Source organism: Ignavibacteriota bacterium (assembly GCA_016218045.1).
Lineage (GTDB): Bacteria > Bacteroidota > Ignavibacteria > SZUA-365 > SZUA-365 > JACRFB01.
The window spans coordinates 1-23,192 of sequence record JACRFB010000059.1 but is presented as its reverse complement, the minus strand read 5'-3'; the positions used below and the strand labels follow the sequence as shown (position 1 = coordinate 23,192).

Genomic DNA, 23,192 nt, shown 5'->3' with positions numbered 1-23,192 from the left:
CGCGAGGCATGCTGCGAATTTGTGTACGAAACTTGTTGCGCGCGATTTTTTTTTGTTAGTTTGCATCAAGCATGGAAACATGTGATCGTCTTACACGCGTCAGCATCGTAGAACATTTCGCGGCAACGCGGCCTCTGCAACAGGAGCTTTGGAAAGTTATAGCGGATCGTGGTGAACCACAATACTCCCGCATGCTGATTGACGACCAGATTTACTTCGAGCCCCGCGACACATTCGCGCAGAACACGATCACATCGCGAGCAAATTTGAAACGTTTGATCTCCTCACACTATCAGGCATAAAATCCGGGGGGACGGATTCACCGTACCTCCGGTATCACTCATCCACCCACTATCATGGAGGCAACCATGGCAGAAACAACAAAGAAGGCCGCCCCGGCGAAGAAGGCCGCTCCGGCAAAGAAAGCCGCTCCGGCAAAGAAGGCCGCCCCGGCAAAGAAGGCCGCCCCGGCAAAGAAGGCCGCCCCGGCAAAGAAAGCCGCCCCGGCAAAGAAGGCCGCCCCGGCAAAGAAGGCCGCTCCGGCAAAGAAGGCCGCCCCGGCAAAGAAGGCCGCTCCGGCAAAGAAGGCCGCCCCGGCGAAGAAGGCCGCTCCGGCAAAGAAGGCCGCCCCGAAGAAGGCAGCTCCCGCCGCAGCGAAGAAACCGGCCGCGACCAAGAAGGCCGCCCCGGCGAAGAAAGCCGCTCCTGCAAAGAAGCCGGCCGCAAAGAAGAAATAACACACACGGCCTCACGGCCGTCATCGATGTACGACACGGGCCGCGTCATGAGACGCGGCTCTTTTTTTTTCTGACGATGGTGCGTTGCGTGAATGTGGAAAGTGGAAGGTGGAAGGTGGAAGGTGGAAAGTGGAAGGTGGAAGGTGGAAGGTGGAAAGTGAATAGTGGAAGGTGGAAATGTGAAGGGTGAGATTTGTGTGTGATTGTGTGGGTTGAAATGTTCGATGAAGCGTTGTAGGTTTGAGCGGACATGTGCAGCGTCGACCGCAGGTGACGTTCACATGAAGGGAACTATCACACACACCATCGGGAGTACTCTCGGGATGAGACCATCATTTCTGTTGAACAACCCCCGCGCATACTTTTTTCTCGCGGGTTCGATGCTGTTGGCCGGCTGCGCGTCAACATTGCCGCAGTCACAGTTCATCACGTGCGGCCGTCCACGCGCGGATGTGATGAACGAAGCGCGCAACGCGGTGATCGCATCGGGATTTTCTGTGAAGCAATTTTTACCGGACTCCGGGTATCTCCGCACCTTTGCGCGAAAGATCCAGACGGTTGATGAAATCTCGAACCGTCGGCCCACGCTGATCTTTGTGGAGGCCCAGCACATGGACGGTGGACTCTCGGTAAATGCCTACAAGGTCGTCGCGCAAATGGGATCCGTTGCGTCGCGCGACAACGTCTATGAAGAGGATGCAACCGGCTTCGATGAACGCCTGCTCGAAATCGGCAACCGCCTGTTTATTTTCCATGTCGGACCCGTGGTCGATCACTTGGAAAAATTCTGCGGTGGAAACAGCCGCTGACGGACCTTCCACTTTCTCCTTTCCACAAAAAAAGCCCCCGCACAATGTGCAGGGGCTTGCTCTGTGGCGCAATTGATGCAGATCAGATCAGACGAGAACTTTCCAACTGTTGAGCGCTTTCATGTAGTTGGCGCGTTCGAAGGCCGCGGGCTCGGCAACTGCGCGCTGGCTCATGCTGCCCTTCATCTGCGCGATGGACTCGTACTCGTGGTCGATCATCCACTGTTTGAGATCGGCGAGTACCTGCGAGAGCCGGGGAATGCCGTTCTGAAGCAGCGCCGAACACATCATGGTGACGTCGGCGCCGGCCATCAGCATCTTGAGCGCGTCGATGTGTGTGTGCACGCCGGTGGTGGCCGCCATGCTCGCCTTGATGTGCCCGTAGAGTATCGCGATCCAGCGCAGCGGAAGACGGCCTTCGGATGACACGCTGAGATTCAGACTCGGCACCACCTCGAGCGCGTCGAGATCGAAGTCCGGCTGATAGAATCGGTTGAAGAGCACGAGCGCGTCGGCACCGGCCTCGTCGAGCTGTTTGGCCATGTGCGACATCGAACTGAAGTAGGGGCTCAACTTCATTGCCACGGGGATCTTGATGCTCGACTTGATCAGCTTCAGATCCTCGAGATAGATCTTCTCGATTTCCGCGCCGTTGAAACGCGGATCTGTCGGGATGTAGTACACGTTCACTTCAAGACCGTCGGCGCCCGCCTGCTCGATCTTTTTTGCGTAGTCGATCCAACCGCCCGGCGAGACGCCGTTCAAGCTGCCGATGATCGGTATGTCGGTCGCGGCCTTTGCCACGTGAATGTGCTCGAGATATTCGTCGGGACCGAGGTTGAAGTCGCTCTGCGGCGGGAAATAACTCGTGGCTTCCTGATAACTTTCTGCGCCGTGCGTGAGGAAATGATCGAGAGCAATCTGCTCGTGCGTGATCTGCTCCTCGAACAGCGAATACATGACGATGGCTGATGCGCCTGCATCCTCGAGCGCCTTGATGTGGCCTATGTCCTTCGACAGAGGCGATGCGGAGGGCACAAGCGGATTCTTCAGCGTCATGCCCATGTAGGTTGTGGTGAGATCCATGGCGGGTTCCTGGTATGGGTCGGAAGTACTGTTCGTCTGGGTGGGGAAGAGGGAAAAGGGAAACGGGAAGGAGCGCGGCGCTCCTTCCCCGTTCCGTTTCTAGCCGTTCGTGAGTGTGTTGAGGATCTCGGTCGCGGGACGGTCGGCCTCGGCGAACATCTTCTCGAGATTCGAGTAGTAGCGCCATTTGCGGTCGACATGTTCCTGCGCGAGACGGTTCAGACGCTCGGCTTCCTCGGGCTTGCTCTTGTGCAGCATGCTGAAGCGCGTCTCCATCGAGGTGAAATCCTTCACCTTGATGTTCGGCGCCTTCGAGTCGAGCTTGAACGGGCTCTTGCCCTGTGCGGCGAGCTGCGGATTGTAGCGGTACAGCGGGAACATGCCGCAGTCCACGATCGCCTTCTGATTCTGCATGCCGCGCGCCATGTCGATGCCGTGCGCGATGCAATGGCTGTATGCGATGATGAGCGACGGACCGTCGTACGCCTCGGCCTCGATGAAGGCGCGCAGCGTCTGCTGGTCGCTGTACCCCATCGCCACAGTGGCGACGTACACGGTGCCGTACGCCATCGCGATGAGACCGAGATCCTTCTTCGCGATGGGCTTGCCGCCCGCGGCGAATTTTGCCACCGCGCCGATCTGCGTCGCCTTCGACATCTGCCCGCCGGTGTTGGAGTACACTTCGGTGTCGAGCACGAGCACGTTGACATTGCGGCCGGACGCGAGCACGTGGTCGAGACCGCCGTAGCCGATGTCGTATGCCCAGCCGTCGCCGCCCATAATCCACACGCTCTTCTTCACGAGATAGTCCGCTAGCGAGAGCAGGCGCGCCGCCATGGGTGTGCCGAGCGTTTCGAGTTTCACCTTCAGGTCGGCGACACGCGCGCGCTGTTCGAAGATGCCTTGCTCGTTGCTCTGGTCCGCTTCGAGGAGCGCGCGCACGGTGTCGCCACCGAGGGCGTCGGTCATGGCCACGAGCATTTCACGCGCGGATTCGTTCTGCTTGTCGATGGTGAGGCGGAAGCCGTAGCCGAATTCCGCGTTGTCTTCAAACAGCGAGTTCGACCAGGCCGGACCGCGTCCGTTCGCATCCTTCGCCCACGGCGTGGTCGGAAGGTTGCCGCCGTAAATCGAGGAACAACCCGTCGCGTTCGCGATGACCGTGCGGTCGCCGAAGAGCTGGCTCACGAGTTTCACGTACGGCGTCTCGCCGCAGCCCGAGCAGGCGCCCGAGAATTCAAAGAGCGGCTGCAGGAATTGCGAGCCCTTCACGGTGTCGATCTTGGCGGTGCGGCGGTCCACTTCGGGAATGCCGAGGAAGAAGTCCCAGTTCTCGCGCTCCTGCTCGCGGATCGCGGGCTGCGGTACCATGTTGATGGCCTTCAGGCGCACTTCCGACTTGTTCTTCGCCGGGCACACGTCCACACACAGCGCGCAGCCCGTGCAATCCTCGGGCGCGACCTGTATCGTGTACTTCCAGCCCGGATACTCGCGACCCTTGTAGTCGCTCGCCTTGAACGACGCGGGCGCGCCGGCGAGTTCCTTCTCCTCGTACACCTTGATACGGATCGTGGCGTGCGGACACACCATCGCGCACTTGCCGCACTGGATGCAGGTCGCCATGTCCCATTCCGGAATTTCGAGTGCGATATTCCGTTTTTCCCACATCGCGGTCGCGGTCGGGTATGTGCCGTCGATGGGCATCTTGCTTACGGGCACGTCGTCGCCGTAGCCGGCGATGATTGTCGCGGTCACCTCCTGCACGAACGCCGGGGCCTTCGGCGAGACGGTGGGCGCGAGTTCCAGCGTGCTTGTCACGGCAGCGGGCACGTTCACTTCATGCAGCCCGGCGAGCGTTCCGTCCACCGCCTGGTAGTTCATCTGCACGATCTTGTCGCCCTTCATGCCGTAGGTCTTCTTGATCGAAATCTTGATCTTCTCGATCGCTTCCTCCTTCGGAAGAATGCCGGAGATCGCGAAGAAACACGTCTGCATGATGCGGTTTACGCGCGCGCCCATACCCGTCGCTTCCGCAACCTTGTAGCCGTCGATCACGAAGAATTTCAGCTTCTTGTCGAGGATCTGCTTCTGCACCTTGCGCGGCAGCGTGTTCCACACTTCGTCGGGTCCGTAGGACGTGTTCAGCAGGAAGGTGCCGCCCTCGGTGATGTTGCGGAGCATGTCGTACTTCTCGAGGAACACCGCCTGATGGCAGGCCACGAACTGCGCGGTCGAAATCAGATACGCCGACTGTATCGGGCGCGGGCCGAAACGCAGATGCGAGGTGGTGATGGAGCCGGACTTCTTCGAATCGTACACGAAGTATCCCTGCGCGTAATTGTCGGTCTCTTCACCGATGATCTTGATCGAGTCCTTGTTCGCGGACACGGTGCCGTCGGCGCCGAGGCCGTAGAACATGCCGCGGAACACTTCGTCGGGTTCGATCGAGAAGTTGCGGTCCCACTCGAGACTCGTGTGCGACACGTCGTCGACGATGCCGATTGTGAAGTGATTCTTCGGGTTGCTCTTCGTCATTTCGTCGAATACCGACTTGATCATCGACGGTGTGAATTCCTTCGACGAAAGGCCGTAGCGGCCGCCGATCACGTGCGGGAACGTGCCCGTCGGAAGCGTGCCTTCTGCCATCGTCTCGGCGAGTGCCGTGAGCACATCCTGATACAGCGGTTCACCCGCCGAACCCGGCTCCTTCGTGCGGTCGAGCACGGCGATCTTGCGCACGCTGGCGGGAATCGCGTCAATAAAATGTTTGACGGAGAAGGGACGGAAGAGGTGCACCTTGATCATGCCGACCTTTTCGCCCTTGGAGAGCAGATAGTTGATCGTCTCCTCGGCCGTGCCCGCGCCCGAGCCCATGATGATGATGATACGATCGGCTTCGGGATGGCCGATGTAGCTGAACAGCTTATACTGGCGGCCCGTGAGAGTGGCGAACTTGTCCATCGCCTTCTGCACGATCTCGGGACAGACGGTGTAGAAGGGATTGACGGTCTCGCGGCCCTGGAAATACACGTCGGGATTCTGCGCGGTGCCGCGGAGCACGGGGGATTCGGGGGTGAGTCCGCGTTTGCGATGCGCGTCGATCAGTTCGAAGGGCAGCATCGCGTGCATGTCGTCGTCGGTCAGCTCCTCGATTTTCATCACTTCATGCGAAGTGCGGAAGCCGTCGAAGAAATGCATGAACGGCACGCGTGATTCGAGAGTCGCGGCCTGCGCGATGAGCGCCTGGTCCATCACTTCCTGCACCGACGCCGAGGCGAGCAGCGCCCAACCGGTCTGACGCACTGCCATCACGTCGCTGTGATCGCCGAAGATCGACAGGGCCTGGCAGGCGAGCGAGCGTGCAGAGACGTGGAACACGGTCGAGGTCAGCTCGCCCGCGATTTTGTACATGTTCGGGATCATGAGGAGCAATCCCTGCGAGGCCGTGAACGTGGTGGTCAACGCGCCTGTCTGCAGCGCGCCGTGCACCGCGCCTGAGGCGCCGCCTTCGCTCTGCAACTCGACGACGGTCGGAACCGTGCCCCAGATGTTCTTGTGTCCCGCCGCCGACCAGGCGTCGGCCCACTCGCCCATGTTCGAGCTGGGCGTGATGGGATAGATGGCGCACACCTCGTTGGTTTTGTGCGCGACGAATGCCGCCGCCTCGTTGCCGTCGATGGTGATTTTCTTTCGCGTGCTCATGGTGGGTCCTTGTATCGTGGATCAGATATGGAAAACACTGAAGGTGAAAGACAGGGGGTGCATCATGGATGAGCCATCGCTCGGTCCTTGTGCGATGTGAGGAAGGGGGGAAAGACGGGAAAAATGAAACTGGCCGACCCGGCGGGGGCGGAATACTTTCCGGGAAGTCGGGAGAACGGCTGTGTCGGAGTCTGGAAGGGAAGCGCCGTGCGCGCTTCGGCGGTGTGGCATGGGACAGGAGGTGCGTGTTCGTGAATCCGTTATCGAATTCGTCCATGAAATTACGATAATATCCGGAGGAAAAAAACTCCGCCGCAAGGAAGGATGGCGGGCTGATCGGCTCCGCGGGCGGGCGTCTTCAAACAGGCATTGATAGTATTGCGGTATGAATCAGTCGGTGCGGCGAGACATATGGATGCACCCGTAGCCGCCGAAATCGTGCATTTTTTGTTTCTCTCGTACATCCGACCGATCTTGAACATTATCACATACCAAGGATCGCCATGGACATGCTCACAGCCGACGAATTAAAATCATTGTTCCGCACCGTGTACAAGATTCGCGAGAGCGACCAGGTACTGACCATCCTTGTGGATGTCCCCGACGCGAAGGTGCCCGACACGCAGGAGTGGCGCGAGCGGCGCGAGCTGGCCTACGACTGGTGGATCAAGGCCATCAGCTTCAAGAACGAACTCGGTCTCAAACGCGTCGAGATCTATTATTATCCGAACGTCGGCAGTAACAATAACGATCTGCCCACGGATCTGTACCATTGGGGCGGTCGGCCCGGGGATCTGAACGCCGATACACTGCGCGCCGACGGAATGGCCACACGTCTGGCCGAGATCATGAACGGGACAAATCTCATCATCGCGCTTACGGAGTTCTCCGCGACAGCCCCCTGCAAGATGCTGGCGAAGAAATACAACTTCCGCGGCACCACCATGCCCGGCTTTGTGCTCTCGATGCTGCCGTCGCTCAATCTCGACTATGCGAAGGTGCACGAACGGATCATGGCGTTAAAGGTGTTGCTCGATCGCGCCGAGCGCGAGGTGATCGTGTTCGAGGCGCGCGGCAGCGAATACGTATTTGATGTGGATTTGCGTCATCGCACCGCGACGCCCTCCAGCGGAATGTTTCACGACGATATGGTCGTGGGCAATCTTCCCTCAGGGGAAACGTACATCGTGCCGTACGAAGGCGAGAAGGACGGCGATCCGAGCCGCAGCTCGGGTCTGCTGCCCGTGCAGTTCGGCGGCGAGATCGTTGTGTACCGCATCGAAAACAACCGCGCGGTGGAAGTGCTGAGTGAGGGTCCGCAGTCGGAAAAGGAACGCGCCATGCTCGCGCTCGAACCGGCCTACGGCAATATCGCAGAAATCGGTCACGGCGTGCTGGGCGAATTCGGCTGCACCGCCGTCGGGAGTCTGTTGATGGACGAAAAGCTTGGTCTGCATGTGGCCTTCGGCCGCAGCGAACACTTCGGCGGCATCGTCTCTCCCGCGTCTTTCAACGATCTCAAGAACGTCATTCATATCGACCGCGTCTACGTCGCATCACTCCAGCCGGATATCGTGGTCAAATCCGTCACGCTCACGTATCCCGATGGCGCAACGCAGGAGATCATGCGTGACGGCCTGTGGACGGTCGCGTGATTTCCGTTCACTGGGTAGATGGGTAGATAGTAGATAGTAGATAGTAGATAGGTAGATCGATCTACGAAAATCGCGAAAGGAGACAGGAGTCAGGAGACAGAAATCACGGGTTGATCAACCGGATGACTGTCTCCTGATTCCTGTCTCCTGTGTCCTCACTGTCGCAGCGCAGATCCCTCGCCTACCCATCTACCAGCTACCATCTACCATCTACCCATCTACCCATCTACCGAACAACCACCACCCTTCCCATCCGTGCGTCGTGGCTGTTGCTGAGTCGAAGCATGTACATGCCGGCGGGGAGCGTGGGAAGGGTGAAACTGTTTTCCTCCGTCGCGGAGGAGGCGGCGATGGTCTGCGCAAAGACGGTGCGGCCGTGTACGTCGTGGACGGAGAGCTGTGTGTCGGCGGATGTAATCGAGGTGCTGAGGTGCATGACTGCTCCGCTGCGGGCGGGCTGAGGATACACGTCGATGCTGCCGCGCGAGGGTGACACGGGGCGGTCGATTCCGACGAGTGTGTGGCGGTAACGGAGGAGTTTTGTTTCCACTCCTGCAATGGGTGCGGGCGCGGCGGTCTGCTTCGGCTTGCTCGCGGTTGCGATCCAGATCTCCCTGTTGGTGCGCGCGCTCAAAAGCCAACCAAATCCGGGCAGCGCGAGTACGCGTGACGGCGCTGTGGGCGCTAGTGATTTCCGCGCGTACAACGAATCGGTGAACACGTTCGGCAACACCTGCGTGCTGATGATGGCGTAGTCGTTTCCCGCGACACTCAGGAAGTCGCGCATGAGCCGGCCGGGACGCGGGAGCACTTCGGCGCGTGATGTCCAGATCGAACGGTCGGGCCACGCGACGGTGATGGTGGGAGCGGTGCCGGCGTCAGGGCCGGGCGTCCAGGCCCTCGTTGTGGCGCTGCCCGCATTAAAGATCATGGAAAAGCTTGTGTCGCTTGTCATACGGATGGCGCGGAACTCGAGTGGCGAGGACTGCCCGTTGTTCCACTCCTGCGTGATCCACGTGCGCCCGCCGTCGAAAGTGCCGCGCGCCCAGAAGCGCGGGATCTCCTCGCTGAGCCGCCCGGTGGTGCCGATGAACACGATGTGGCGCATGGCGTCGAGCATCACGTAGGTGTGCATCTCGACCACATCGGGGTAGGAGATCACCACCTCGGGATCCACGCTGATGCGTTCCCAGCTCTGGCCTTGATTGGTGGATTGAAACAGCGCGGGATTGTAGAGGCGTGTCGAAAGCGAATCGAGTCCGTACTGCAGAAACCAGAGATTCCTGTGCAACGGACGCAGGTACACGTTGGGCCGTACCCAGCCGCCGTAACGTCCGGGAATGCGCGTCTGCATCGGCGTCCAAGTGCTGCCGCCGTTTTCTGTCCACGCGTAAAAGAGAGTGTCATGTCTGCGCGAAAAAACGACGACTCCGAAATCACGCGTGCGGAAATCTACCTCGTGCACTTTTCGGTAGCCGATGGTGTTCGGACCGATGAAGGAGAAGGGAAGCGAATCCGCCTTCCATGTCGCTCCTCCGTCGGAGGTCTTGATATACCTGCCGCCCTCGTCGAACACGAAGCCCGTGCTCGAATCGGCCCACTCGATCGCGGCGTAGGGGAGTTCGGGCGAGAAGGAAGGGACAAGCACTTCCTCGAGCTGTGCCGCCGCGGATCCGACGAGCAGCAGTAATCCTGCAATGGTTCCGTATACAAGTCTCATGTCGATGCTCACTGTATGGTCTTCAGAATCTGCGTAAAACTTGGCGAAGAAGAAAGTGACACGCATGCGGACGCGGCTGCATGGACGGCTGAGGCGCACGGCTCCACCCCAACCGCTCTGGTGTGGCATCACATCCCGCCGCATCGTATACTTGCCGCAATACACCAAGCGACTTCCCCCATAGTATCGGATCACGGGGTCTTAATATTGCCGCGCAGGAATCTGCCCGGCATGGCCGAGTATAGTCCGAGCGGTCCGCATACATCCGCCGGATGGATACGATACGAACATCCATCATTCATTATCAAAGAGACGATTCATGAGGACACTGACAATACACGCGATTCTGCTGCTGTCAATGCTGGCCGTCACGGGCGACATGATTGCGCAGAAGGCGCGCCAAGGGGTGGTGGACGACGGCTTCACCTGGTTCGAGGCGGTCAATGGGGAGGCGCTCGGACCCAACAACGTCCCTGTCAGCACGGGATGGTATCTGAAGTCGTTCGTTCGTGTGTTCGGAGAATATCCGAACCGGAGCGCGATCAAGCTGGTGCTTCGCAAAGGCGGTAAAACCATTGCCACCACCCGTTGCGAGACGTACGTGTACGTGAACCGGAACAATGCGCTCGATGAAAGTTTTATGATGACAGCCGACTGCTGGAACAAGGAATCCGCAACAAAGGAGACGGGCGACTTCGAGGTGCAGGTGTACACCGTCGACGGACAGACCGACGCGGAGGCGCTCGTACGCACATATCGTTTCGAGGTACGGACCGTGAACCGCGTGCGTTCGGGGCAGGAGGCGGGTCTCGCGCCGCCGCAGTATTACATCAACCGGCACAACGAGGCGGCCGCGAGTTTTATGATGCTGCGTCCGCGTGAATACGCCGGATACTTCGACTGGACTTCGAGCCCCGAGCGGCTCGGCGCCAACCACGTGGAGTTCTTTTACAGTCTTTCGCCCTCGGAGAAGGGCAAGGAATTGCCGCACTGTTACATGCGCGTCACGGTAAACGGGAAGCGCCTGTCGCTTCCCGGTCCGATGCCGTATGCGGATCAGGTGGTGAGCCAGGTGAAACACTCGTATGTGGTCATTCATCAGGACCGCATCGCGGCGCAGTACAAGCGCGGCACTGAGTATCGCGACGAAATCGGCTTTCGTATGGTGAAGGTGCACGCGCCCCTCACCTGGGGAGAGAAAGCCAACCGCGACGAGAACCGCATCGCGCTCGAGGATTATCCGGGCGAATGGGAGTGCGCACTGATGAACAATGGCGAGGTGTGGCGCACCTGGCGTTTCACGGTGGGCCAGGACGGACGGCCGAACCTCCATCCCGAACAGCGCGCCAATGTGAATCTCGGGTACAACACCTATCTGGTCGAGATGGAGATACCGGCGGGCGGCAGTCCGCTCGATGGACGTCTTGCGGGGCCTTCAACGTCGTTATTCTACGGGCTCCCCTGGACGACGCCCGAGGGAAAAGCGATGGCGCAGCGTGTGCCACGTAAAGGGAATCCGTTTCCTGTGCCTTCGAATATTGCGAAGTGACATACCGCCTTCCTGTATCCTTACATCCGTGTGAGGATACAGGAGGAAGGAGACGGGAGATCTGCGCTGAGCGGACCGATGTCTCCTGTCTCCTGCATCCTGTCTCCTTTCATGCGCGTGAGGATACCGGAGGAAGGAGACAGGAGATGTGTGCTAAGCGGACCGATGTCCGTATATTAGTCCAAAAAAGAGCAATAAATCATGATGCCGAACCTCCGTCTTGCAAAAATATTCTGGACCATCCCCGTCGCGGGAGCATTTGTGGCTTCTCTGTGCGGCGTGATCTGGCGCGACATCTACGTCGGTCTCTTTGCTCCGGAGTTCCTGCCGGGCGCGCTGCCGCAGGATATTCTGACGCTGCTGCTCTGTCCTTTCCTCTTTCTGCACATTGTGCGCGTGCAGCGCAGCGAACTGCGGAGGCAGGTGGTGATCGCCGGGCTGATCGGTTCGCTATTGTATCTCTACGGCATCTTCACCATCGAACGTGTGTATAACGCCCTGTACCTGGTGTATGCTCTCATCTTCGCCTCGTCGTTCTGGTCGCTGGTGTACGGTCTCTCGACCTTGCGCGAGGAAAACCTTGCTGGGTGGACGCTGCCCAGGGGCATCGGGCGTGTCACCGCATGGTCGTCCATCGTCATCGCGGTTATTTTCACCGCACTGTGGACAGCCGCCCTCGTGCCGATCATGCGCGAGCATATACGTATCGAATATCTGTACTCGATTTACATACTCGACCTGTGTTTCATCATGCCCGCCTTCTTCATAACGGGTGTAATGACACTGCGTGGAAAGCCGATCGGCACGCTGCTAGGTCCCGCCATCATGCTGCTCGGCTTTTTTGTGATCTTCCCTCTGGGTCTGAACGAACTGTCCAAACCTTCATTTGGGCTGCCTGTTGCCTACGGGTCCATGGCTGTGTCGTTTCTCTTCGCGGCGTACATGCTCGGTCTGGCTGTGCTCCAGTTGCGCGGGATGAGGAACGGGGAACGGTGAACGAGGAACGGGGAACGTGAACGGTGTACGGGGAAGGGGAGAAGAGGTCGGCATTGAGGAATGGGATAAAACAATCCCATTATCCTCTATTCCTTTATCGGCGACATGGGGTCAGGATTACGGAGGGACGGTTCGATCATCTTGAAAAATCGGTATATATAATTCGGATGAAACTTGTTGCATTATGTCAGTCTGTCCGCTACTTTCCGACCATAATTCCCTTCACATATATTCTGAGGAGTGATCTCATGCATCGCACCACCACGCTGTGCGCGCTTGTCGCGATCGTGTCGTTATTGTCGGCCTGCAAGCCGGCCGACCCCAATGCCGCAATGGAGGAACAGAATAAAAAGACCATGCAGGCCTTCGTCGACGCCATGAACAATCGGAACTTCGACAAACTTGGCGACTTTGTCGACGTCAATTACACGGAACACACGCCTGATCCCATGATGAAGAGCAAAGGTCTCGCAGGACTGCTCGAGTCCATGAGAGCCACGGAAACCATGCTTCCGGATTTCAAGGTGCAGGTCAATTGGATGATCGCCGAGGGTGATCTGGTCATGTCGCACTATCGATGGACCGGCACAAACACGGGGTCAGTGGAAGGCATGCCCGCCACCGGCAAGGCCATGGATGTGGAAGGAGTCGACATCGTCCGCTTCAAGGATGGAAAGGGTGTCGAGCATTGGGGCTACTTCGACATGGGCAAGATGATGGAGCAGATGGGTATGACGTGGGCTCCGATGACCGCCGATGCAGGGAAATAACTGGATGTGAAGCATGAGGAGCTAGGAGCTGGGAGTGAGAATCTGGTAGAATTGTGTCTTTGAACAGTTGACTCTCCCATTGCGGACTGAATTGGTTCACGGCCCATATTTCATCTCCCAACTTCTAACTCCTCTCTCCCATCTCCTCGTTAAAAGAACGCCCTCACTTCGGCTCGTGCAGTATGCACAAACGTTCCGCCGCCTTCGCTGCGTCCGAGGTAACTGAGCGTGGCTTGAAGAAAGGCCGTGATGCGGTAGTCGAAGTTGCTGCGCAGCACCCAGTTTTTTCCCTCGGCCTTGCCGTCGGTGAGTTCGAACGGAAAGCGGGCGACGGCGGACGAAAACAGCACCTCGCCGCGCTCGGCCTCAATGCGCAGACGGCCGGGTCCGTCGAAGGTCACCGTGGTGCGAAGGGCCTGCGTATTGATGCTGGCCTCGGTCTCCTGGCCGGGATAGCGGTCGCGCGCGTCCTTTGCGCCGAGGACAAAACCCACCTCGACGCGCGCCGCGGGCCGGTATGAAAAATCGGCGGTGAACACCACGGCGTCGAGCGCACGCGCGCGATTGCTGGCCTGCGTGGTCGATACGTTGTCGTTGGTGAAGGCAAGATCGGCCTGCACGCCGATTTCACGCACGGGCTGTGTGCGCAGGCGCAGCGACCGCTCGGCGCGGAAACTCCGCTCGTTCGCAAGCGCGAACTGGCTGAAGCCGCGGTTCTGTTCGTAGCGGAATCGGAGCGACAGCTCCGAATTTTGCTCGAAGAGGAAAAAGTCCTGGCGCAAATTCTGGAAGCCGCGCAGTGTGAGCGTGTCGTTCAGGAACCGCGCGAGACGCAGGAGGTACACGTCGGCCGTGTTGGCCGTGCTGTTTTTCTCCTCGATGCGCGCCGAGGTCTCGCTCGACAGCGCGCGTCCCAGCGCGGCGAGCAAGCCGCCGCCGTCGCGGCCCAGGACGCGCGCGGGACGCACCTGCAGGCGCACGCTGCTGCGCAGATCGATCACGGGGAAGAGTCGGTCGGTGGGCACGGTGATGGCCACGTAGTCGCCATCGAAGCGTGTTGGTTCGAATTCGCTCTCGTCTTCGACACCGTTCTTGTTCACGTCGCCCTTGTACACGTAGTTGCCCTGTCCGAAGGGAACCTTCAGAAAGGCGCGTTCGAGTTTGGACGTCTTTTCGGTGGACACTTCGTACAGCACATCCGCCGCCAGGGCGCGATTGAAGGGCGTGTACTGGATCTGGGTCTTGGTCAGGATGGTCTGCAGATCGCTGTTGCCCGCGCTGCGGAAACTCTCGCTGAAGCGCCTGTCGCGCAATGTCACGGCCGCGTTGGCGCTGAGGTCGTTCCAGGGTCGCAGCGTCAAGGTGTACTGCTGGTATATGTCGTCGGACTGTTTCACGACGGATCCACGCTGCCACGCGTTGTCGCTGCGGTAGCCGATCTCGGCGGCAAAACTCATGGCGCCGATCGCGGGCAGGATAAAGCCGGGACGCACGTCGACGAACGACAGACTCACGGGCAGAAGGGTGTCGGCTGCGGATGCGGAGCGGTCCTCGCTTTCGAAACGCAGCGTCGGTTGTATGAATCCCTTCGTGTACCGCGCCTCGCCGCGCTGCCGCAGCCATGTGCCGCTGCCGCGCGCCGCGCGGTCGTCGCTTGTGATGTGTTCGCCGCGCCACGACAGTTGCGGGATCCACGCTTCGGCCGCGCTCTCCGACAGTGTGAGTTGTGTTTCAATGCGCCGCGATGAAAAATCGCCTCGTGTGTAACTGCCCGCGCCGACGGACGCGCGCGCAAAGGACGCGGGTTTCAGCGCGAAGCTGCCCTCGCGTATTGTCTCCGTTGCGGACGTGGTGGCGGCCACGTCCCAGCGGCGCGAGAATTCGATGTCGTTGATGCGGTCGATCGGAGCAAAGGTCGAGGCCGTCGCGCGGAAACGCCCGGCGACTTCCACATCTCCGACGGGTGTGCCGAAGGTCCACACGCCGCTGGTGTTGACGGCGCTGCCGGCATTGTCGGCGGCATCGACCTCCGAGAGGCGGTTGCGCGCCAGGTCGCTCACCGCTCCCTCCGCGCGCACCGTGAGGCCCTCGAACGGTGTTGCCGCGAGCAGCAGATTGCCCGTCTGATGCAACTGCGGCACGGGCACCAGGCGCAGCGGCGCATAGTCGCCCTGACCGACGCCGACAAAAGCGAAGGAGCCCAGCGTCTTCCGTGAATAGTCGCCCGACCCTGTTCCCACATAGGAAAATGTGACGGTGTACGTCGCGCTGTCGTCGCCAGGCGCGTAACGGTACACGGCCATCGGAGCGCCGCCGATGGTGGTATCGATGCGCACGTACTGGCCCGCGCCATTGCCGCGCGCGGTGTCGATGCCCGCGTACACCACGCCCGATGTCGCGGCCTTGCGCGGATCGTCGCCCGCATCGGCCAGCACGCGCCGGTCTTCCGCACTCAATTCGAAGTCGATGGGCGAATCGGGATCATCACCCTCGCGCATGTACCGTGCTGTCACCGCGAGCGCTTTCGGGATGATGTCGGCCGTGGCGTTGGCAGCGAAGAGCGCGCGTGCGTACTGCCTGTCGGCGTATTCGAAGTCCACCGTGATCCGCGACGCCGCGGTGATGAGCCGTCGCGGCCGGAAGGTGATCTCTCCGCTTGCGTACTCGATGATGTAATCGAAGGTTTCGCCGCGTGTCATTTCGACACCGTCCACATACACACGTTCGGTGCCGGCCAGCACTACGATGCGCTGTTCGCCGTTTTTTCCGGTGAGGCGGTAGGGCCCCTGCACGCCGTCGATACCTGCAAATTGTACGGTGCGATAGCTGCCTTTCATGGTTGCGTACGACGCGGCCGCACTGCCGAGCGGCGAGCTGCCCTCCGCGAGCACGCCCGATAACTTGCGGTTATATGATCCGAACTCCGTGCCGCTGAAGGAGAGGGAGAAGTCGCCGAGTGTCGCCGCAAGCGGACCGCTCGAAATGCGGATGAACACCTTGTCCAGTTCCTGTATCGTGCGTGTGTTGCCCTCGGGCTGAATCGGAGTGTTCTCGTCGGTGAGCGCGGCCATGATGTCGATGTCTTCGGCAAGCTTGCCCGCGAGTGACAGCCGGAAGCCGCTGTTGAGGGTAAGGTCGCGATTCGTGCCCACAGTGAAGCCGCGTCCGATATACCCGCTCTTCTGCAGTCCCGCACCGAAAATATTCTCCATCGTCAGCGGCGCCGACGGAGCAAACACACGCAGCGTGTCGCCGCGCGCGGTATCGGTGCGCAGCACCAGTTCGCGTGCGCGGTACACCGGCGGGAAGCGGAAGGGCAGGGCACGATAGGTGACACGCAGCCGTGTCGTGTGTAACGAATCGACTATGCCGCGTCCACGCGCCGTCAATACAACGATTCCAAGGCGCAAATCGAGACTGAAACATCCGCTGTCTGGCAGGATGGTCCCGTTCTCCGTGCCGATCGACACACTTCCGAGTTCCACGAACTGCCGCGCAAGTCGCAGCGTATCTGTCACTGCCAGCGTCTCGGTGTACTCCGTTGCACGGAAACGTGCCGTGTCGCTCTGCGCCCGTGCGAGCAAGGGCAGGAGTGCGGCAAACAGGAGCACGCCGCGCGCGAGCGGCCGTGCGAAGCGTCGGATGATATTTCCTCGCGGTGTCACAGCGCGGAAGTTAGAACCGCCGCGACGATGTTCCTATGCGTGCGGTCACGGGAGTCGTCAGCCCGGAAGCGATGAAGGCGCCGCGGCCTCGATCATGCCGCGCATTGTGCGGTCATTTCCAGGCAACGATTGTGCAAACCGTGCCCGGCACATAGCTCAGGACCTCGGTCAGCGTGATGAGACGCCCCCCGTTCAGCAACCCCCCGTTGATGTAGTTCCAGTACTCGGCGCGATAGGACAGGGACGGGGCGCATGCGGTGAATTGATCGTGGTTCAGCTTGGTGACTGTATCCAGCCACGGCGCTGCCTCGGCGAGGGGGACGTCGTGTATTGTGAGTGTCGCAATAGTCGTACTCAAAATAAGGCGTGGCCGTCCCGTCACGGTGTAGGTGGCGGAGTACCCGTATAGCCGACCCAGACGGCGAGGCGTGGAAAAGTATCCCTGGAGCATCAGAGTATAAGGTGGCACCTGATACGGCTGACTGGTTACCGAGTCGGCAAAGGTCCGCTGTGTATCGTTCACCGCGATCGTGTTCGAGCCGTAGGCCGTGGACGAGAAGTCGGGGATCGTCATCACCGAGTCCTTGGTCTTCTCAGTGCGCACGCCGTCGACGTCGATCCAATCGGTAATCTGTACACGTGCGACAACGCCGGAAACCTTCCATTGCAGGGCGCGGTAGGGGGGCATGTGCATGATCTCGATGGCGCTCGGGGCACGGAAGCGCGCGGCGTCGCAGAGGAGCACGACGGTTACCGGCTGCGTCCAGTGCATTGCAGCGACGGGTATACGGATTGCGAAACCCGTGGTGGGCGTGTACCAGAGTGGCAGCGCCGTGTCGGGGGCGAGAACGCCTCCAACCTCGAAGAGCACGCGGATCAGGCCGGGGTTCGGAGGAAGCTGACCGCTCAAGACGATGCTATCGCGCGGCCATGCCGTTGTCGCATGAACGCTCGTGATGCGGAGGCCGTCCTGAGGGGCGACGATGCCATCCTCGTTCTTGTCTTTTCCGCATCCCGCGAGGAGAAGGACGATCATACCCATTGTCATCACTGCAGTCGTATGGCCTATCCACATCCTGCTTCGTCCACTCAAATCAGGTGCTGACGCAGTTTCCGCCGCTTTTTCACCCCTTCGCTTCGCCATCACTTACCTCCGCGTATTACTGCATAAGGTGTGCAAACTACTACCCATCCCGTACAACAGCAACACCATACGCGATGACTGGATTAGACGATTGGATGATCAGACGATTAGACGATTAGACGATCGGACGCTCAGACGATTGGACGATAAAACGCCCCATCGATCCGATTCTCGTCGTGCTTTCCCGCTTCGCGGGACTCAGCGTGACCCCACTTTGTTGTTCTGCTCCCTACTCCCCACCCCCAATTCCTTACTCCCCCGTCCCGCTCACCGCCACTGCCGCAGGTGTTTCTCGATGAAGGCGATGACGGATTCGTGCTCGGCGCGGCCGTTGCCTTCGATGTGTATGGGGGAGCCGAAAGCGAGGTGTATGGTCTTTTTCGGATCTATGGGTCCGAATTCCTTGACGATGCGGCCGTTGGCCCAGGCGTCGGTTTTGAGGGCGACAGGGATGATGGGGACACCGGCACTTTTTGCGAGTTTGACGCCGAGGGAGTTGAACTGCGCGGGATCGAAGTCGAGCCGTCGCGTGGTCTGCGGGAAAAGCACGATACTGATGCCCTCTTCGAGTCGCCGCCGTCCCTCTTCGAGTACGGTGACGAGATCCTGCCGCGGATTGTCGCGTGAGACGACGATGGGATTCCGTGAGCGCATCACGTGACCGAAGAGCGGGTAGTCCATCAGGCTCGGTTTGATGACAAAGGTCACGGGTTTCACGGGATCGATAATGCCCGGTAGCGAGAACGTCTCGAGTGTGCTCATGTGATTGCCGACAAACACCGCCGGACCTTCACACGCCGTGATGTTGCGCAGTCCCTCGATGTTGAAGCGGCAGCCCGCGGCTTCGAGACAGAGCATGGTGGCGATGCTGCTGTCCTCCCAGTCCTGGCGTCCGTACCGTCCGTGTTTCGCCCGCCGCGATGCACGTACAACCACCACCGCGAGCCGCGGGTAAAAGCGCAGTGTCGCGAGGAACGTGGATGTGTGTAACGTTTCTCCGGGAGTCTTATAGGCCTCCACGGAGGCAAGAGGGCTGGGGAGTCGGTTCGTGCGGCTCATCTTCTCGCAGGTGTGAGGTGGAACATGCGGCAATGTGCGAAAAAATGGAGACTCTATGTAGCGGGAGGCGTGTCGGTCATCTCCCGTTGTCTCGCTGTCCCGCTGTCCCGTTGTACCGTTGTCCCGCTGTCCCGCTGTTCAACGTGTGAGCAGCAGTGTCTGTCGGAAGCCGCCGGCATTAATGATGTACAGCCCCGGCGGCACTGCGGAGAGATCCAGTGTGTTGCTCCCGTGTTGTGCGGAGGTGACGGTGTAAACCAGTCGTCCGAGTGCGTCGTGTACCGATACGGGGTATGTGGCATCCGTATCTGGAAAGCGAAGTGTGACGAATCCATCGCTGGGATTGGGATACACGGAAAACAGCCGCGCCGCGGCCTTCTCCGCGACATCGATTCCTGTTACGCGCGCGGGCGGTATCCACAGCTTGAGCGATCCGCGGAGTGTGTCGGCATTATCGAATATCATTTCAGCAGAGAGTAACACTGTGTCGCCGGTTGTGCGCGGATGCAGGAACAGATCCCATCGGGCCTCACTGACGGTGTTGAATTCGATGTTTGGCGGTGAAGTCGCGGTGTGTAAGAAACGTGGTGCAGTCGGTGTGATGAGCGAATCCGTGAAGGACAGGGTGACCATTGCATGACGTGCTGTTTCTGCTCCATTGTTCGCGACCAGGCATGAGAACTGAAGTGGCGACGGGGTGTAGCGTGCCAGTGCTTCATCCCAGCGGATGCTCTGTCCATTTATCGCGAGCGTGTGCACGGGTGCAGGCCGGCGTTGCGGAATTAACACCGCACCATCGCGCGTCCACGCGGAGTGACAGCCCTCATGGAATTTCCAATCGACAAGGTGTACCGGCGTTCGTACGACGCTCCGGTCTTGAGCGGTGCGGACACGGAAGCGGAGTAGCAAAAGCGTAGTGGGCATCGTCTGAGGCCAGGCGGTGGCGGGCCCGTCGAGATAAATGATGACACGCCCCTCATCAAGCGTGGTTCTTACCGGAACTCCGCTGTAGATGCTACCCTCGGGAATATCGGCGCCACGCCACGAAAGCAGCGTGTCATTGAATAGGATTGAAAATGTACATGCACCCACGAGATTGCCGGGATATGCACTCGGGTAATCATGGAGGAGAACTGGTACTTCCACCACGCTTCCTTCGAGGGCATGAAACACGGTTCCCGGACCAACACGCAGTGGAGTGAACGTGCTGGTATCGACTGGAGCCCTGTAAGATTTCACTTCGGTATCGGTGCCATTGCATGTGTCCAGCAGCGTCACGCGAACGATGCGCTCAGTGCGGTCCATACACGTCGCCTGATACGTGATGAGGCAATCTTCTATCCAACGGGAGACGATCGTGGCTGCTTCTGTGACTGCCGTTTGCATCCAGCCGGCGGCGGGATTGTGGAGGTCTCTTCCGGAACTTCGCTCCGTCAGGATGCGTAGGGAATCATGAGCATGCGGTGTACCGAATGTGAAGGAGTACAACATCGTGCGCCAGAGGGCCCACAGATGTTGCAAACAGTCGCCGGGTGTTTTTTGAGACGCGCTGTCCCGGCCTGATCCGAAATAGTAGACGGCGGCGGGGTACAACCGTTCAGCGTGAAGCAGGTCCATGGCCTGGAACAGGCCGTCCCAAAGTCGTGCCGTTGCAGCCGGTTGTACCGATTCCACTGCAGCGAAAAGGAGTGTCGTATCTGATGTTTTCGATTGCACGACGGACGGTGTCGCGCTGACGGCGAGAATCGTGGCGTTATCTCTTTTCAGATCGAGCGACGAGATGAGTTCCCTGGCGCGCTGTTTCATCAGCCGTTGTGCATTCGCGTCCATCCTGGGATCCACGTCCAGCAGTATCACGCAGGTCAGAGGGTCGCGTGTTGTGGGTTCCGGGCACCAGAGCTCGAAATCTCGGATATCCCTACCGTTTTCGGATATCCGAAACTGCTTACTGTTGCTCGGAAAGATACGTTCGCCGTTGCACGTCGACCGAATATATACTTCTATCGTGGGCCAGTTGTTGATAATGCGCATGACACGCAGTTTCGGCTGCGCGTGCAGGTTCCCGGACTGGGATCCGATACACAGCCACAACAAGGTGAACACAACGAAGGTGGAAGAAAGCGAAGAAGTGCGCATACAGATTTCCTGCTGGTCATACACCAGACAATTGATGTACGAGTATCCTGACATGTGAACTGCACGTGCTACGCGGCCACACGTACACCGCTGTCCCGATCTCCCGCTGTCCCGCTCTCCCGCTGTCCCGCTGTCTCGCTCTCCCGCTGTCCCGCTCTCCCGCTGTCCGTCATTGGCCTTTCGGTGTCATGCCTGCTACATTGCGGGCATGAACCTCAACACTCAATCCAACAGCGGCCCCGTCCTTCTCGACGGCGCGTGGGGCACGGAACTGCAGAAGCGCGGCTTGCCTGTCGGCGCATGTCCCGATCTATGGAATGTGGAATTTCCCGAGCTTGTCGCGGGTGTGGCGCGGTCGTATGTGCAGGCGGGCAGTGCCATCATTCTGACAAATACGTTCGGCGCGAATGCCATCGTGCTCGCGCGTCACGGCTTGAGCGATAGGGCGGCGGAACTTGCACGCGCGGGCGCCGAGATCAGCCGCGCGGAAGCCGGCTCGGAAGTGCGCGTGTTCGGCTCCATGGGGTCGACGGGTGCCCTGCTTTTAATGGGGGAAGTGTCGGAGGTGGAACTGGCGGAAGTCTATCTCACGCAGGCGCGCGCACTCGCCGAGGGCGGCGTTGATGCACTCCTTCTCGAGACCATGACGGATCTCGACGAGACGCTCATCGCCCTCGCGGCGGCAAAAAGCACGGGGCTGCCGGTCGCTGTGAGCATGGTGTTCGACAGCGGCGAGGACGGCGCGTCCACCATGATGGGCCTGCATGCGCGTGATGCCGCAGCGGAACTCGAACGCGCGGGAGCCGACATTATCGGCGCAAACTGCGGCACCGGCATCACCGATGCGCTGCCCGTGTGCCGTATCCTGCGCGCGGGTACCACACGCCCCGTGTGGATGAAACCCAATGCGGGTCTGCCCGAAATATCGGATGGACGTATCCTGTATTCCGCGACGCCTGAATCTTTCGCTGCTGGTATCCGTGCCCTCGTCGATGCGGGCGCCTCGTATGTCGGCGGCTGTTGCGGTACAACACCGGAACATATCGCGCGGGCCTGGGCGGAGCTTCAAAAGGTGGACGGGTAAAAGGCTGATGGCAGGCGTGACATTGGCAGGTGGGTAGGGGACTGAAAAAAAAGGCGCCCCGTTGCCGGGGCGCCAGTGTCGATCGGTGATGGACTCGTTTATTTCACGAGTGTCATCGTGCGTGTCTGGCGGAAGCCGTTCACGCTGAGTTCGTACATGTACACGCCGCTCTCGAAGCCGGAGGCGTCGAACTGCACGCGGTAATCGCCCGCTTCGGCGGGACCGCTGACGAGTGTGGTCATGTACTGCCCGAGGGCGTTGAACACCTTCAGCGTCACCCAGCCGGAAGCCGGCACGGAGTACGTGATGTTGGTGCTCGGGTTGAAGGGGTTCGGATAGTTCTGGTCGAGACGGTACACGACAGGTGCGCCGCCGAGGCGGTCTACCGAAGTCGGTGTGCCGGTGTTGTAATCCCAACCGTCGTAGTACTTCGGATTGATGGATCCGAACGCGGTGTTGATGGTAACCTCGGCCTGCGAGTCGTCGATGTTCTCGTAGTGGTTGTTACCGAATCCGCCCTGACCACCTTCGTTGTCGCCGCCCTTGATGCCGAACTTGAATTCCTGGCCGACAAACTTCTTGCTGCCGGTGGAATCGGGTCCATACAAGAACTGCACGGTGTAGAAGTGGTCGCCCGCGACGGCGTCACCGTTGGTGCCGTCGTCGTACATGCGCTTCGGCGCATCGTCACGGAGCGTCTGACCCCACGTCGTCCAACCGCCGGTTGCCGGACCGTTCATCCACAGGCCCGATGTGTACACGGTTGCGGGATCGTAGATGTGATCGCTGCCCTGGATGTCGAACAACGTGTCGCCCTTCAGCGTCTGGTAATAGGCCGGACGCAGATCACAGACCCACGTGACACGCACGTTCCGCGCGAGCACGGAGAGGTTGCGGAAGGTCGGCATGCGGTTCATCACGGTCTTGCTGTCGACGATGTCCTCGACCGTGAAGGTCGCGGCCGCCGGCGTCACCGCGCGGCGCTCGGCCAGCGAGTTGTCGCTGCCCGTGTACTCGAAGTTGTAGAACGACTCGCGGATGTCCTGGCCGTCCTTCATCACGTAGTACTGATAGTACAGC

15 protein-coding genes are annotated in these 23,192 nt (G+C 59.8%); 7 read left to right on the top strand and 8 right to left on the bottom strand.

Going from position 1 to position 23,192, the window contains the following annotated elements; all coding sequences use genetic code 11:
• The first annotated feature begins 368 nt into the window (after nt 1-368).
• Nucleotides 369-737, top strand: coding sequence for a hypothetical protein (locus HY962_15060; protein MBI5648249.1), 369 nt, complete (start codon nt 369-371; stop codon nt 735-737).
• 323 nt (nt 738-1,060) lie between these two features.
• Complete coding sequence (locus HY962_15055; GenBank protein MBI5648248.1) at nt 1,061-1,546, top strand: hypothetical protein; 486 nt, start codon at nt 1,061-1,063, stop codon at nt 1,544-1,546.
• A gap of 87 nt (nt 1,547-1,633) precedes the next feature.
• On the opposite strand, the gene HY962_15050 is transcribed toward HY962_15055, so the two are convergent.
• Both HY962_15050 and nifJ read right to left on the bottom strand, forming a co-directional pair.
• Complete coding sequence (locus HY962_15050; GenBank protein ID MBI5648247.1) at nt 1,634-2,632, bottom strand: dihydroorotate dehydrogenase-like protein; 999 nt, start codon at nt 2,630-2,632, stop codon at nt 1,634-1,636.
• A 99-nt stretch (nt 2,633-2,731) separates the two neighbouring features.
• Nucleotides 2,732-6,334 carry a pyruvate:ferredoxin (flavodoxin) oxidoreductase gene (nifJ, locus tag HY962_15045; GenBank protein ID MBI5648246.1) on the bottom strand — a complete coding sequence of 1,201 codons (3,603 nt, stop codon included), beginning with the start codon at nt 6,332-6,334 and terminating at the stop codon, nt 2,732-2,734.
• 503 nt (nt 6,335-6,837) lie between these two features.
• Between nifJ and HY962_15040 the strand changes: the two genes are divergently transcribed.
• Entirely contained in the window at nt 6,838-7,989 is a 1,152-nt protein-coding gene (locus HY962_15040) for a hypothetical protein (protein ID MBI5648245.1), read from the top strand.
• Nucleotides 7,990-8,215: 226 nt separating this feature from the next.
• Here the strand turns inward: HY962_15040 and HY962_15035 are convergent, their stop codons facing one another.
• Nucleotides 8,216-9,709: a T9SS type A sorting domain-containing protein gene (locus tag HY962_15035; GenBank protein MBI5648244.1), complete on the bottom strand. Its 1,494-nt coding sequence runs from the start codon at nt 9,707-9,709 to the stop codon at nt 8,216-8,218.
• Between the two features lie 319 nt (nt 9,710-10,028).
• Here HY962_15035 and HY962_15030 point away from each other — a divergent pair, with 319 nt between their 5' ends.
• From HY962_15030 to HY962_15020, 3 genes are all read left to right on the top strand, one after another.
• The gene (locus HY962_15030; GenBank protein ID MBI5648243.1) at nt 10,029-11,258 is read left to right on the top strand and encodes a hypothetical protein; all 1,230 of its coding nucleotides are present in this window, start codon (nt 10,029-10,031) and stop codon (nt 11,256-11,258) included.
• Between the two features lie 201 nt (nt 11,259-11,459).
• Nucleotides 11,460-12,254, top strand: a complete 795-nt coding sequence (locus tag HY962_15025; protein MBI5648242.1) for a hypothetical protein — start codon at nt 11,460-11,462, stop codon at nt 12,252-12,254.
• A 248-nt stretch (nt 12,255-12,502) separates the two neighbouring features.
• Nucleotides 12,503-13,024 (top strand): ester cyclase, encoded by a 522-nt coding sequence (locus tag HY962_15020; protein ID MBI5648241.1) that lies wholly within the window; start codon nt 12,503-12,505, stop codon nt 13,022-13,024.
• Nucleotides 13,025-13,173: 149 nt separating this feature from the next.
• Here the strand turns inward: HY962_15020 and HY962_15015 are convergent, their stop codons facing one another.
• From HY962_15015 to HY962_15000, 4 genes are all read right to left on the bottom strand, one after another.
• Nucleotides 13,174-16,689 carry a hypothetical protein gene (locus HY962_15015; GenBank protein ID MBI5648240.1) on the bottom strand — a complete coding sequence of 1,172 codons (3,516 nt, stop codon included), beginning with the start codon at nt 16,687-16,689 and terminating at the stop codon, nt 13,174-13,176.
• A 112-nt stretch (nt 16,690-16,801) separates the two neighbouring features.
• A complete protein-coding gene (locus HY962_15010; protein ID MBI5648239.1) occupies nt 16,802-17,725 on the bottom strand; it encodes a hypothetical protein in 924 nt (307 codons plus the stop codon).
• Nucleotides 17,726-18,100: 375 nt separating this feature from the next.
• Nucleotides 18,101-18,892: a 1-acyl-sn-glycerol-3-phosphate acyltransferase gene (locus tag HY962_15005; GenBank protein ID MBI5648238.1), complete on the bottom strand. Its 792-nt coding sequence runs from the start codon at nt 18,890-18,892 to the stop codon at nt 18,101-18,103.
• A 138-nt stretch (nt 18,893-19,030) separates the two neighbouring features.
• Entirely contained in the window at nt 19,031-21,028 is a 1,998-nt protein-coding gene (locus HY962_15000) for a T9SS type A sorting domain-containing protein (GenBank protein ID MBI5648237.1), read from the bottom strand.
• A 208-nt stretch (nt 21,029-21,236) separates the two neighbouring features.
• Here HY962_15000 and HY962_14995 point away from each other — a divergent pair, with 208 nt between their 5' ends.
• Nucleotides 21,237-22,112, top strand: a complete 876-nt coding sequence (locus HY962_14995; GenBank protein MBI5648236.1) for a homocysteine S-methyltransferase family protein — start codon at nt 21,237-21,239, stop codon at nt 22,110-22,112.
• 98 nt (nt 22,113-22,210) lie between these two features.
• Here the strand turns inward: HY962_14995 and HY962_14990 are convergent.
• Nucleotides 22,211-23,192, bottom strand: a 982-nt coding sequence (locus tag HY962_14990) for a T9SS type A sorting domain-containing protein (protein ID MBI5648235.1), incomplete at its 5' end; no start/stop codon positions are given.